This window comes from Glaciecola nitratireducens FR1064 (genome assembly GCF_000226565.1).
GTDB lineage: Bacteria > Pseudomonadota > Gammaproteobacteria > Enterobacterales > Alteromonadaceae > Glaciecola > Glaciecola nitratireducens.
Map to the genome: position 1 here is coordinate 3,041,114 of NC_016041.1, position 13,814 is coordinate 3,054,927.

13 protein-coding genes are annotated in these 13,814 nt (G+C 42.9%); 8 read left to right on the forward strand and 5 right to left on the reverse strand.

The window, feature by feature from the left end; genetic code table 11:
- The first annotated feature begins 56 nt into the window (after positions 1-56).
- The 4 genes from GNIT_RS13045 to GNIT_RS13060 all read left to right on the forward strand — a co-directional run bounded on the left by GNIT_RS13045 (position 57) and on the right by GNIT_RS13060 (position 2,808).
- Positions 57-746, forward strand: a complete 690-nt coding sequence (locus tag GNIT_RS13045) for a YggS family pyridoxal phosphate-dependent enzyme (RefSeq protein WP_014109715.1) — start codon at positions 57-59, stop codon at positions 744-746.
- 111 nt (positions 747-857) lie between these two features.
- Positions 858-1,679 carry a pyrroline-5-carboxylate reductase gene (gene proC / locus GNIT_RS13050; protein ID WP_014109716.1) on the forward strand — a complete coding sequence of 274 codons (822 nt, stop codon included), beginning with the start codon at positions 858-860 and terminating at the stop codon, positions 1,677-1,679.
- A gap of 17 nt (positions 1,680-1,696) precedes the next feature.
- Positions 1,697-2,239, forward strand: coding sequence for a YggT family protein (locus tag GNIT_RS13055; protein WP_014109717.1), 543 nt, complete (start codon positions 1,697-1,699; stop codon positions 2,237-2,239).
- A 92-nt stretch (positions 2,240-2,331) separates the two neighbouring features.
- On the forward strand, positions 2,332-2,808 hold the full coding sequence (locus GNIT_RS13060) for a DUF4426 domain-containing protein (protein ID WP_014109718.1): 477 nt from the start codon (positions 2,332-2,334) through the stop codon (positions 2,806-2,808).
- Between the two features lie 53 nt (positions 2,809-2,861).
- On the opposite strand, the gene yaaA is transcribed toward GNIT_RS13060, so the two are convergent.
- Entirely contained in the window at positions 2,862-3,683 is an 822-nt protein-coding gene (yaaA, locus tag GNIT_RS13065) for a peroxide stress protein YaaA (protein ID WP_014109719.1), read from the reverse strand.
- A 154-nt stretch (positions 3,684-3,837) separates the two neighbouring features.
- On the opposite strand from yaaA, the gene tal reads away from it, so the two are divergent.
- The 4 genes from tal to GNIT_RS13085 all read left to right on the forward strand — a co-directional run bounded on the left by tal (position 3,838) and on the right by GNIT_RS13085 (position 8,211).
- Complete coding sequence (gene tal / locus GNIT_RS13070) at positions 3,838-4,791, forward strand: transaldolase (RefSeq protein ID WP_014109720.1); 954 nt, start codon at positions 3,838-3,840, stop codon at positions 4,789-4,791.
- 246 nt (positions 4,792-5,037) lie between these two features.
- Complete coding sequence (gene pgi / locus GNIT_RS13075; RefSeq protein ID WP_014109721.1) at positions 5,038-6,675, forward strand: glucose-6-phosphate isomerase; 1,638 nt, start codon at positions 5,038-5,040, stop codon at positions 6,673-6,675.
- 187 nt (positions 6,676-6,862) lie between these two features.
- Positions 6,863-7,039: a DUF3545 family protein gene (locus GNIT_RS17945; protein ID WP_083822486.1), complete on the forward strand. Its 177-nt coding sequence runs from the start codon at positions 6,863-6,865 to the stop codon at positions 7,037-7,039.
- A 179-nt stretch (positions 7,040-7,218) separates the two neighbouring features.
- On the forward strand, positions 7,219-8,211 hold the full coding sequence (locus GNIT_RS13085) for a fatty acid desaturase (RefSeq protein WP_014109723.1): 993 nt from the start codon (positions 7,219-7,221) through the stop codon (positions 8,209-8,211).
- A 74-nt stretch (positions 8,212-8,285) separates the two neighbouring features.
- Here GNIT_RS13085 and ung read toward each other — a convergent pair whose 3' ends face one another.
- From ung to thrA, 4 genes are read right to left on the reverse strand one after another with little or no spacing between them, the layout of a single operon-like run.
- A complete protein-coding gene (ung, locus tag GNIT_RS13090) occupies positions 8,286-8,993 on the reverse strand; it encodes a uracil-DNA glycosylase (protein WP_014109724.1) in 708 nt (235 codons plus the stop codon).
- A gap of 21 nt (positions 8,994-9,014) precedes the next feature.
- Entirely contained in the window at positions 9,015-10,298 is a 1,284-nt protein-coding gene (gene thrC / locus GNIT_RS13095) for a threonine synthase (RefSeq protein ID WP_014109725.1), read from the reverse strand.
- Between the two features lie 49 nt (positions 10,299-10,347).
- Positions 10,348-11,301 (reverse strand): homoserine kinase, encoded by a 954-nt coding sequence (thrB, locus tag GNIT_RS13100; RefSeq protein WP_014109726.1) that lies wholly within the window; start codon positions 11,299-11,301, stop codon positions 10,348-10,350.
- Positions 11,301-13,766, reverse strand: coding sequence for a bifunctional aspartate kinase/homoserine dehydrogenase I (gene thrA / locus GNIT_RS13105; protein ID WP_014109727.1), 2,466 nt, complete (start codon positions 13,764-13,766; stop codon positions 11,301-11,303). The genes thrB and thrA overlap by 1 nt, the downstream gene beginning before the upstream one ends.
- Positions 13,767-13,814 lie beyond the last annotated feature (48 nt).

Consider the following 13,814-nt stretch of genomic DNA (forward strand, 5'->3'; position numbering starts at 1 on the left):
GATGCGAACGCTGATACAAATTAATCTTGTAATACTAAAACTTGAGAAATCAATTTATGACAAATCATATTGCCGAAAACCTTCTGTCAGTTCATGCTCAAATAAAACAGTGCGCGGTGCAGGCTGGTCGTGATCCGAACAATATTGAATTGTTAGCCGTAAGTAAAACCAAACCCGTATCGGATATTGTCCTTGCGTATGAAGCAGGACACCGTTCCTTCGGTGAGAATTATGTCCAAGAGGGCGTCGACAAAATAGCTGAACTAAAGCACTTAACTGATATCTCTTGGCATTTTATCGGCCCGTTGCAGTCAAACAAGAGTCGTTTAGTGGCAGAAAATTTCGATTGGATGCATTCCGTCGATCGCTATAAAATTGCAAAGCGTTTACATGAACAGCGCCCTCACTATGCCAAACCGTTGAATATCTGTATTCAAATTAATATAGACGAAGAAGAAACGAAAGCAGGTATATTACCGCACGAACTCATGCCGCTATTGTCAGATTGCGAAAAGCTAGACCGAGTGTGCATAAGAGGTTTAATGGCCATTCCAAAAGCAAGCAAAGTAAAATCGGAACAGATGACCTCTTTTAAAAAAGTGCAGGCTTTATTCGCCACTTGCCAGCAAAAGTATCCACAATTTGATACCCTATCCATTGGAATGAGCGGTGACATACCAGCGGCAATTGAATGCGGCTCCACAATCGTTCGTGTTGGTACTGCTATTTTTGGCGCTCGCGATTAATTATGACGCTAGCAATTAATGCAGACACAATTATGTGTGGCGGCACGAGTTTGTTGCCGCCCATTTGTTGCTAAAACAATATTCATTAATTAACAAATATGAAGGAGAAACATGCAAGCACGTAAGTTAAGTTTTATAGGCGCGGGTAATATGCCCCGAAGCATTATCAGTGGTTTAGTGAATGGCGGATATGACCCGAAGCTGATTACTGCATCCAATCCATCTACTCCGAAATTAGATGCGCTATCAAAGGATTTTGGCATTAACACGACTCAATCAAACGTTGAGGCATGTGAAGCCGGTGATGTCGTCATTTTGTCGGTTAAACCGCAAATCATGGCAGCAACCTGTGCAGATTTGATAGAGAAGACATCGCTTGATGGTAAAATCATGGTGTCAATTGCGGCAGGCATAACCACTGATCGGCTAATCGAGATGCTAGGCGATTACGATCAAGTCGTGCGCACTATGCCAAACACGCCATCCTCTCTCAGCAAAGGTATGACCGGGCTTTACGCTCCAGATTCAGTGGCCCAGAGCGATCGCGACTTTGTTGCTCATGTGATGAACCATGTTGGTAAAACACTGTGGGTAAAAGAAGACAGCCAGATTAATACGGTTATTGCAGCGGCGGGAAGCAGCCCAGCATATTTGTACTTATTCGCACAAGCAATGCAGGATGAAGCCATTAAAATGGGGCTGAGTAAAGATGACTCGCGCTTACTAGTGCAACAAGCCTTGCTGGGTAGTGCAGAAATGATTTGTCATAATCCAGACCTTGAAATAAGTGAACTCAGAGCCCAAGTTACATCTAAAGGGGGGACAACGCACGAAGCAGTTCGTACCTTCCAAGAAAACAACCTAGAAGCGATTGTCAGCAAAGCCATGCAGGCTGCTGTTGCAAGAGCGATAGAAATGTCATCTGACTTTTAACTCAAACGGAATCCAAGATGTTAGCGTTCAATAATTTAATTACCTTGTTATTTGATACTTATGCCATGATTATTTTGGCAAGGCTTTGGCTGCAATGGGCGCGCGCTGATTTCTATAATCCGTTTAGTCAATTTGTGGTTAAAGCGACCCAGCCGGCTGTTGGCCCTTTGCGCCGGGTTATTCCGTCTTTAGGTAGGTTCGACACGGCCACATTCTTGTTTGCATTTTTAATAATTCTGGCAAAGTTTGTTGTGATTTTTATACTTAGCGGCACGATGTTTCCAGTATTGTCGACGCTCATTTTAGTGCTGTTTGGCCTATTGAAAAGTGCATTTTGGCTGCTTTTTATCGCGTTAATTGCCAACATGATATTGAGTTTTGCACCTAACATTGGTCCTTCAATTCGTTTTGTTTTACATCAGCTGACCGACCCTTTGCTAGCGCCCATTCGTCAATTTTTGCCAACACTGGGTGGGCTCGACTTTTCTCCGCTAATCCTGATTTTAGCACTTCAATTTGCGTTAGATCTGATTGGTCAATATTTACCGTACTTATTGTAATGCCAATTTAATATAGACCGCATGCAGCTCTAACAAGAGTTACTGCATGCGTTATTTACTTTTAACGATACGATTTACGAGAAGGAGAAGTCATGACATTCTCAGTCATTCAGCTAAGTAAGAGTTTCATACCAAAAGCGCATGTAGCCTTAACGCTAGCCTTACTGGCGCTTGCATCACTGTTACTGCAATCCACGGCTAACGCTGAGGAAAAAACGTTGTTAGGTAACTGGGAAGTACATCACATTGTACTTTCAACCACCTTTTTAACACCTGAAATTGCGAAAGCCAATAACATCGTACGCAGTAAATACAGCGCGTTGGTGAACATTTCAGTATTAGACAGCAAGGATAAGACTGCACAAAACGTATCGATTACAGGTACCGCCAGAAATTTATTAGGCAACAGCAAAAAGTTATCTTTCAAGAAGGTAACAGAGGGTGACGCTATTTATTATTTGGCTGTCTTCTCTCATGCGCACAAAGAGAAGTTTCGTTTCGACATTAATATTCAGCAAGGCAACGAGACACAAACGCTGCAACTAGAGCAAGAAATGTACGTAGACTGAAACGGCAATCAAAGCCTGATTTCGATACACCATCGGACTCAGGCTTTTTAGTTTCAGCCTTGCTCCGCTCTTTTAAATACAAGTTCTGTGGCAGTGCTCTCTGCATCACTGTATTGATATCCTGCACTATCAAAGTTTTTCAATTGCGATACTGAGGTAATGCGGTTTTCGATAATATATCTCGCCATAAGGCCACGCGCTTTTTTAGCGTAAAAACTGATAATTTTATATTTTCCGTTTTTTTCATCTTTAAAATGAGGTGTGATGATGGTTGCATCAAGCAGTTTCTTCTTCACTGAAGTAAAATACTCATTACTTGCTAGGTTCACCAGTACATTACCGCCCTCTTCTTGAGCGCGACTCTTATTTTTAGGCTCGCTGGCATCCTTAGAATCCTGCAACGCTTTATTTAACTCCTTGGTGATTGAGTCTCCCCAATACTCATATAATGAGTTTCCGCGAGAGTTTTCTAGTTTTGTTCCCATTTCAAGGCGATATGCTTGCATCAAATCGAGTGGGCGCAGTAAACCATATAGCCCAGATAAAATTCTTAAATGCTTTTGTGCGAACTGAATGTCGTCCTCTGATAAGGTTTTTGCATCGAGTCCTGAATACACATCTCCGTTAAAGGCAAAGATAGATTGGCGCGCATTATCAGGCGTAAAAGGCGTTGTAAAACTTGAAAATCGCTCTGCATTCAATATCGATAGTTTGTCACTAATATGCATCAAGCTAGCTAAATCACTCGGCGCTAGTTTTTTGCAGGTTTTGACCAACGTTTTTGCATCACTCAACATGCTAGGTTGAGTAAACTCTTCAGTTGGCAGTGGAGATTTAAAATCGAGATTTTTCGCTGGGGAAACAACCATTAACATAGTAACTATCTGTCCTTTTCTGTGTGTACGTTAAGAATATGGGGGCAATTTTACACATTTCTATATTTCATCATATAAAAACCATCAATCTGTTATAGCCAGCTGCCGCCACAATCGGTAATCTAGACGCATTATTTCATTCTAAGGCATAAAAATGACAACACAACTTGAATCATTGCGCACTCTCACGACAGTAGTCGCGGATACTGGCGACATTGAAGCGATTAAAAAGTACCAACCGGTAGACGCCACAACCAACCCTTCATTGCTGCTAAAAGCCGCTTCGTTGCCTCAGTACGCTGAGATAATCAAAGAGTCCGTGGCATGGGCAAAATCCCAATCAAGCAACGCTGAACAACAGCTCGTTGACGCTGGCGACAAATTAGCTGTCGCCATTGGTAATGAAATCGTCAACGTCATTCCTGGTCGTATTTCGACCGAGGTCGACGCTAGACTAAGTTTTGATACGGCAGCAACCGTTAAAAAAGCTCACAAGCTGATTAAATTATATGATGATGCCGGTATCGATAAGTCTCGTATATTAATTAAAATTGCGTCGACTTGGGAAGGAATAAAAGCGGCAGAGATTCTAGAAAAAGAAGGCATCAACTGTAATCTAACGCTACTGTTTAGCTTTGCCCAAGCTAGAGCCTGTGCTGAAGCGGGTGTATTTTTAATTTCACCATTCGTGGGTCGAATTTTAGATTGGTTCAAAGCCAGCACAGGTAAAACAGATTACGCAGGCAGTGAAGATCCAGGTGTCGTTTCAGTGACCGAAATCTATAACTATTACAAGTCATACGGTTACAAAACTGTAGTCATGGGCGCGAGCTTCCGTAATATTGACGAAATACTGTGTCTAGCAGGCTGCGATCGCTTAACCATTAGTCCGCAATTGCTCGAAGAACTTTCTAACGCACAGGGTGAGGTAAAGCCATATTTAGTCGACAGTGGTAAAGTAAAAAATGTCGGAGATAAAATAACGGAAGCCCAATTTAAATGGGATATGAATGAAAATGCAATGGCAACTGAAAAATTGGCCGAAGGTATTCGCAACTTTGCAGGCGATCAAGTCAAATTAGAAGCCTTGTTGAGCAAAATGTTATAGATTCAAGTGACTTACATACTGCTAAATGTATTCTGATGAATGCAAACAATAGCGTGTAAAGTCGATGCGCCACTAATTTTTATAAAAAAACAGTCGAGCAGATCATCCGCTTTGTGGTTCTGCTCGGTTGACACCGTCTAGGGCTTGCATACATTCAAATTGTAACTTATGCGCTGCTTGCTCTTAATTTAGTATGCCTTATACCCATCTGTTAATGGGCAAAATTTCAAAAATGGAGACTCAACCGTGGAACGTATTCGTCATACTCAAGCATGGGCAACACTCGAGACACTCTCAACCAGTGTAAAGCGCCAACATATGCGCGACTGGTTTGCCAATGATAAAAATCGCGCCGCTAAATACACAACGAGCGCTTGCGGCATCACGCTTGATTATAGCAAGAACCGAATAACCGAAGACGTGTTGACTGCGCTTTTTGAGCTTGCTGAACAACGTCAGGTAAGTGAGAAAATCACCGCGATGTTCTCAGGTGAAATAATCAATACTACTGAGCATCGTGCAGTACTTCATACCGCGTTAAGAAACTTTTCGGGTGAGCCTGTTATGGTCGATGGTGAAGACGTTATGCCCAGTGTTTTTGCTACGCTGGACAAAATGAAAGCATTCACCGAAAGTGTCCAATCAGGCGCACACAAAGGCTGCACGGGAAAATCGATTAAAAAGGTAGTCTGCATTGGCATTGGCGGCTCATTCCTTGGCCCGAAAATAGTCACCGAAGCGCTAAAATCACATCAGAACAAAGCCCTAGACGTTCGCTTCGTAGCAAATGTGGATGCCTGCCATATCCACGACGTCTTATCTGAATGTGATTATAAAGAAACGCTATTCGTCATGTCCTCAAAATCATTCAGTACGCAAGAAACGTTGCAAAACACCTTAACCGCAAAAGCTTGGTTTCTGCAGCAAGGTGCAACTGAGGCTGATATTGCCAAACATTTTGTTGCGGTGTCATCCAATGTCAAAGCAGCAACAGAATTTGGTATGGCCGCCGAGAATGTATTTCCAATGGCAGATTGGGTCGGCGGCAGGTACTCTCTTTGGTCAGCGATTGGCCTACCCATTTGTCTAGCCATCGGTTTTGATAACTTTAGACAAGTTCTACAGGGTGCTTATGAAATGGATGTGCACACTCAAACAACGCCTTTTGCATCCAATCTACCCGTGATTCTAGCGGTTTTAGGAGTTTGGTACCGTAATTTCATGGGGGCTCAATCCCATGTATTATTACCTTATTATCATTATTTAAGGGGCTTCCCTGCCTACGTACAGCAGCTTGACATGGAAAGTAATGGTAAGTCCACAACACTGAATGGATTGACCGTAGATCATGGTACAGGCCCGATAATTTGGGGTAGCGAGGGGACCAATGGCCAGCATTCATTCCATCAATTAATTCATCAAAGCAACCTACCCATCCCTGCTGATTTTATGTTGCCAATTAAGGTCCCAAATCAAGATAATACTCATCATGCAATGCTAGCATCAAACTGCTTCGGACAAACACAGGCCATGATGCAGGGGAAAACGTTTGAAGAGTGTTACCAAGATCTAGCGGATCAAGATTTATCAGACAAAGAGCGTTCAATCCTAGCGGCACATAAAACGATGCCTGGCAACAAACCAAGTAATACCTTGTTGTTTGACCAACTTGATCCGAAAACGATGGGGGCTTTAGTCGCGCTATATGAACATAAAGTCCTGATTCAGGGCGCGATATGGGACTTGAACTCGTTCGACCAATGGGGTGTTGAGCTCGGTAAAGTGCTAGGGAATGATGTTTTAGATGTCATCAAGGGGGCAAAAGATAACGAGCACTTGGATGCTTCAACGGCTGCTCTCATTGCCCAATTCAATCGAGGATAATAGACGCTATTCTTTAAAAAAACCGCTGCTAATGTCATAAAGGTGCAAACAAGACGTTAATTAATGTTAATTAATGTGTTTTAATTTTGCACTCTTTATGGTACATATGAAGCATGAACAGCGAGGCTCAATGCTGTTCATAGAACTCATGGTTTATGTAGTAAGCGGTTTCGATAAGGAGATGCCCGTGGAAAGATCCGAGTTATTGTCATTAATCGACACAGAGTCCCGTCCAGTTAAAACTAAAAGCAAAAAACGAAAATGGCGAGAGATTGAAGCTATCCAAGATCAGTATAAACTCGAACGAGAGTTAGGCGATCTGGATATGAACCTAGAATACGAATTAAACGAAATGATGCGATAGCACCATAAAATGCCACTCTAATGAGAGTGGCATTTTTTTTGCGTTAATTTTGTGCAAGAACGAGACTGCGTATTCGTACGTTTTGCTTTCCAAATATACCTTAAATTTACAACAATGCTCTTCGGGTTTTTGATAAATTCAGGTATAGTCAGCGTATGTGAACGTTTAATTTTTAGACTATGACAAATCAAGACGCAAAAGAAACTATTAAGACCATCGTAAGAGCAATCAAAACTGAAGAAAAGTTACTTAGAAGTAAGTACGCTTTTTTGTCATATCAGAATGTTTTAGGTCTGTCGATAACTCTACTTTCACTCGCCGCCCTTATTGGCGTTGGCTCACTTTACTACATGGCACTCATACCTGCTTGGTTATGCGTGATTCTAGCTGCTGTGATTACTTCTATTTCTCACGAAATAGAGCATGATTTAATTCATAAACAATACTTCAGCAAAAAACCTCTTATCCACAATTTTATGATGCTGGTTGTTTGGATGATGCGCCCTAACACGATAAATCCTTGGTATCGTAGAAAAATACACCTTCACCATCATTACACATCAGGCACTAATCAGGACTTAGAAGAAAGACTCGTAGGAAACGGGATCAAAAACCCATTTCTAAGAGCATTAGTCATTGTCGATGGCTTGTTAGGACTTGTCATTAATCAAGCCCGCTTCAAACAAGAAATAAAAGATTTTAGCTTTTCAAAAGTATTTAACGCAGGCTTCCCAATTACGACTTCATATTTTATCGTACTTTACAGCGTGATACTTTATCATCTAATTAACTTCTTTTTCCCACTAGCGGCCTATATGCCAAGCTGGGGGCTCTCGATATTGAGTGTGTTTGAATTCTTAATGGTGGTTTTAGTGCTACCTAATATTGTCCGTTCCACGTCGCTAAACTTCGTGACATCATCTATGCATTACTACGGCGGTGTAAATAATGTTTTCGAACAAACGCACGTGCTAACGAGTCGTTTGTTCGCGCCCTTCCATTTGTTTTGTTTTAACTTTGGCAAAACCCATACCATTCATCACTATGCGCCAAATCAGCCTTTCTACATAAGACAGCTCATTAGCGCTAAAATTAATGAATTGATGAAAAGAGAAGGTGTCCGATTCAACGATTTCGAAAGCATTAAAAACGCCAACGCGTACACAAAGTAAATGTTAAAGGCGAGTTGAAACTCGCCTTTTTTCTACCTGCAAAATGTCATCTTGCAAAGCCCATTGATAAATATCTATTTAGGCTGCCAATCAATTGGCTTCTTACCCTGTGAGCTGAGTATCTGATTCGTTTTGCTAAAATGCTGACAGCCAAAAAAACCACGATGTGCAGATAACGGAGATGGGTGAACCGCGGTCAAAATAGTGTGCCGTTTTTCATTAATGAGTGCTGCTTTCTTCTGTGCTGGCGCACCCCATAACAAAAATATCAGATTCTCGCACTCACGGTTAATTGTTGAAATTACGCCGTCAGTAAATTCCTCCCAACCTATTTTTTTATGAGAATGAGCCTGACCCTGCTCGACCGTCAACACGGTATTCAACAATAAAACGCCCTGCTCTGCCCAGTGACTTAAATCACCATGACTAGGTATCACGAAATTAGGAATGTCTGCTGCGAGTTCTTTGTAGATATTGCGCAACGAGGGTGGGATTTTATTCCCTTTGCGAACCGAGAAGCATAAACCATGGGACTGGTTTGGGCCGTGGTATGGGTCCTGTCCTAAAATCACCACTTTCAAGGCGTCAGCTTGAGTTAGTTTGAAAGCGTTAAACACCTCTGCGTCAGCCGGATAGACAACCTTGCCCGCAGCTCGTTCTATCGCTACATGAGCAAGGGCGCTTCGTAAGCCTGCGGTAAATGTATCGCTAATGTTGTTTAGCTTAGCACTTTCATCAACGCTGACCCCTTTAAGGTCGAGGAGCGGATCCCAAGATTGCATTCAGGTTGCTCCTATACTGACTTATTTCAAGATCGAAAATAAATGCGACTTTAGCGCTTCGTAGCTGTTCTCAACTTCCACAGAGAAATCTGGCTTACCGACACAATCAGCCAGTGGCTGTGGCAAGCTGATAGGCTGACCTAGCACGTTTTCAACGGTTTCTCTAAATTTAGCTGGGTGTGCAGTTCCTAAGAAAATACCCACTTCATCGCCAGTTAAAGACCGCGATAATGAACGATAGCCAATGGCCGCATGTGGTTCTGAAACATAACCTAAGCTTGCGAGTTGACGCATCGCAACTTGAGTATACTCTTCGTCAATCGCCTCACCAATCAGGCTATCTTTATCGATATATCCCTGCTCAATTAATGCTTCGATTCGAGGCCAATTATTTGGTTGGCTAACGTCCATGGCATTCGAAATCGTAGCAACGGTAGGCTTGGGTGCCCATTCACCTGTTTGCAAATAACGAGGTACAGTGTCATTTGCATTAGTTGCCGCAATAAAGCGCTTAATAGGCAGTCCCAGCGACTTAGCAATCATACCTGCTGTTAAATTACCAAAGTTGCCGCTTGGTACGGAAAAAACAGCCTTGTCTTGTTGTTCTTTTGGTAATTGTGCAATCGCTTCAAAATAATAGCAAACTTGTGCGAACAAACGGCTGATATTAATCGAGTTAGCTGAGTTTAAGTGCAGTCCATCGCGTACTTCAGGATCATCAAATGCCGCTTTAACTAGCTGCTGGCAAGCATCAAAATCACTTTCGATTGCAACGGTATGAATATTGTCACCTAAGGTAGTAAATAGCTTCTCTTGTAGTTTGCTAATTTTCCCCTTAGGAAACAAAATAACAACTTGAATGTTGTCAATGCCATGAAAAGCATGAGCAACTGCAGCACCGGTGTCACCCGACGTTGCAGTTAAAATAGTGATTGGCTGACCTGCACTAATGTTATCTAAGCACTGCGCCATGAAGCGCCCGCCAAAGTCTTTAAATGCCAATGTTGGACCGTGAAAAAGCTCCAAGCTATAAATATTTTCGGTGACCTTTACCAAAGGTGCGCCAAATTGAAATGCAGTGGTAACAATCTTACTTAACAACTCATCAGGTAACTCGTCACCAATCAGTTGCTTTAATATTCGAATACTTCTTTCGACAAAAGGCAACGCCAACACGTCGTTAATATTCTCAAAGGGCGTAATCTCTTGAGGAAAATATAAACCCTGGTTTTTACCCAAGCCTTTCTTTACCGCTTCGGCAAAACTTACTTTATCACTCGCATCTTTTAAATTTACTAAATTCACTTGTCCAAACCTTTGGTTTTTGTTCTATTCACGGCCGCATTAACACTACTTAGGAAATGAGGATGGCCCCTTCAATATCTAACTTACAAATATGGCTGAAGCCATCGTCGTTCTGAATATACTCTTTTTCTAACCATGCCTGCATGTTTTTTGCGTCTTCAAGTTCTCTCGCTACCGCAAACACGGTTGGGCCTGATCCTGAAATACCGAACGCTAAAGCATTGCTGCGCATGCAGGCTTCTCGTGCATCATCAAAACGAGGAAGCAGCACTTTTCGATGTTGTTCAGCTATTACGTCGGTCATCATTTTCGCCGCTAGCACTTCATTTTTCGCGTATAAACTGTGCACGAATACGCTGAGTTGGCGGCCAAAATCTAGCGTGTCTGATAGTGTATATTGCTTAGGCAGCAATCGTCTTGCTTCAGCCGTCGAGACCGAAATACCAGAATAGCACACAAGCCAATACCAGTTTTCGAAACAAGGAAGCTTCGCCGCAATGGGTGAGTCCTCACCAGTCATCAACACGAGTCCGCCGATATAGCTTGGTGCAACATTATCATAATGTACGCTACCGCTAATCTGCCCCTCTAATTCCCCCATCATCACCAACAGAGTGTTTTCAGAAAACGGTTTACCAGCATGCTCATTCATCGCATGAAACGCAGCAACTATCGAGCTTGCGCTTGAGCCTAAACCGCTGCCAATAGGCAAGGTTTTATGTAAGTGCATTTTGACCTTGAGCGGAGCATGCCCACTTGAGCTTAAGCTACTTTGAAAATAAGCATAACACTTGGTGACGATATTGTTTTCAGTTCCCGGAGGTAATCTATCGGCAAACTGACCATCGACACTTAATGAAAACTCATCAGCATCGCTTACAGACACCCAATCTCCTAGCGTTGTACCGTCGATAGGATGGAGTGCTGCGCCTAATAAATCAAAGCCTAAACTGACGTTGCCAATAGAGGCAGGTGCAAATGCTTTTGTTGTTTTTACAGTCATTATGCGAAGTCCTGAGTCCATGGCATGGTGCGAAGGACATCAGCAAATACGCCCGCTGCGGTTACCGTTGCGCCTGCGCCATAGCCGCGAATAACGAAGGGTATAGGCTGATAGTATTTGCTGTGAATAGCCAATGCATTCTCTCCGTCTTTAACCGCAGCTAATGGGTGATTAAGAGGGACTTCTTGAATAGAAACCTTACATTTATTCTTTTTAATTGAGCCAACGTAGCGCAACACTTTGCCCGCTTCTTTTGCGCTTTCGACTCTTACTTTGAGGTCAGCATCCAAAGAAGACAGATTGCTCAGGAATGTTTCAATACTTCCTGTATCGTCGAAGCTTGGCGGCAGCACAGACTCAATTTCGATATCGACAAGTTCTAACTCTAATCCCGACTCTCGTGCCATGATGAGCAGTTTACGCGCCACATCCATTCCAGACAAATCGTCGCGCGGGTCGGGCTCAGTAAAACCGTTTTCCTTCGCTATCAAGGTAGCTTCAGATAAACTCATGCCCTCATCCAATTTGCCGAACACATAGGACAACGAGCCTGACAGGATACCTTCAAAACTTTCAAGTTCGTCGCCCGCCGCTACTAACTTTTGCAAGTTATCGATAACCGGTAAACCAGCACCAACCGTCGTTTCATACAAATATTGTCGATTGGTTTGCTGCATCGTTCTCTGTAGCTTTTTATACTGCGCCATTGAAGCGGTGTTCGCCTTCTTATTTGGCGTCACAACATGACAACCTGAGGTCATCATTTCAACGTACAAATCGGCAATGACAGCGTTACTCGTGCAGTCAATGATAACAGGGTTAACTAGACTGTTGTCGTTCGCAAATTTGTGGATGCGGGCGACAGAAAATCCTTCATCAGCTTGAGCGAGCTCTGCTTGCCAATCGGCATTTAAATCGACACCTTTGCTGTTTAATAACAACTTGCGGCTATTCGCGACACCAAATACTTCTAATCTAATATCCCTCGCCATCAAGGCCGGTTGCTGCTGTGCAATTTGACGAAGCAATTCTTTGCCAACGTTTCCGCAACCCACCAAGAATGCGTCAATTGTGTGTTTTTTAGTAAAGAAATTCTGATGTATCACTTTTACCGCTTTCTTAGCTTTCGCGTTTTCAATCACGGTACTAATAGAACGCTCTGATGAACCCTGTGCAATTGCAACATTGTTGACGCGAGCCTGAGCAAGTGCGCTAAAGAATTTAGCCGCCATGCCCTGAGATTGACGCATACCGTCCCCTACTAAGGTAACGATAGCGAGCTCTTTACGCACTTCTATAGGTTCTAGCAGATGATTACTAAGCTCAAGTGCAAAACTGTCTTCTAACAAATCTAATGCACGGTCGGCATCTTTATTCTGGATACAGAAGCTGATGCTATACTCAGATGAACTTTGGGTTATTAAGCTGATTGAGATGTTGCCCGTTGAAATGACGTCAAATATACGACTGGCCATGCCGACCATGCCTTTCATTCCAGGCCCAGCAATGTTGAACATCACCACATTTTCAAGGTGCGAAATCCCTTTAACGCTAGTCCATTTTTCGCTTGCTTCATGACTAATTAACGTTCCGGGTGCCGCTGGATTTAGGGTGTTGCGGATTAAACAGGGAATGCTGTACTGAGCGATAGGACCGATGGTTTTGGGATGCAATACTTTCGCCCCAAAATAAGACAGCTCCATGGCTTCTTGATAAGTCAATTTGTCGAGTAGAACAGCACCGTCGACTTGATTCGGATCAGCATTGTAAACTCCATCAACGTCGGTCCAAATTTCGCAACAGCTAGCGTCAATGCAGGCAGCTAAGATTGCTGCAGAATAGTCAGAACCGTTACGCCCTAATGTGACCTTTTCACCAAGCTCATTCACAGCAACAAAGCCGGGCATAATAATGAGTGACGCACCGCTGGTATCGATATCTGCAAAGCGAGCTTTACTCGCACTCAGGTCTGCAATGCTGTCAAGGTAATCACCGTGAGCGACAATGCAGTCAACAGGATCGATGATATTATTGCTAATCCCTTTTGCATTCAAAATTTCGCTGAAAATGCGCACGCTAACGTACTCGCCTAAACTCAAAATGGACGCAGTAATTTGATCTGGGCAAATTTTTAGTAGTGCAATACCTTTGAGCTGTTGTTCGAGAACCGCTAACTTTTCGGTAATAAACTCGCTAAGAGGCTGATAGGAGAAATTGTCCAGGCTCTTATTTAAATCATCCGCAATACCGTTCAGCGTCATGTTTAATTTTGCGAAAAGTTCGCCATAATCAGCGCCTCGTTGTGCTTGTTCGCATAGTAGAGAAAGTGCATTTGTTACCCCTTTAGGTGCAGACAACACAACGGCAGCACCCTCCGTTTGGTGAGTGTCGGCACTAATATCAAGTACACGCATATACCTAGTTGCGTCTGCGAGACTCGAACCACCAAACTTTAAAACCTTCATGTCACTCTCCTGTGCTCGACTGAGCTTATTTTACCCAGATACAAAAAA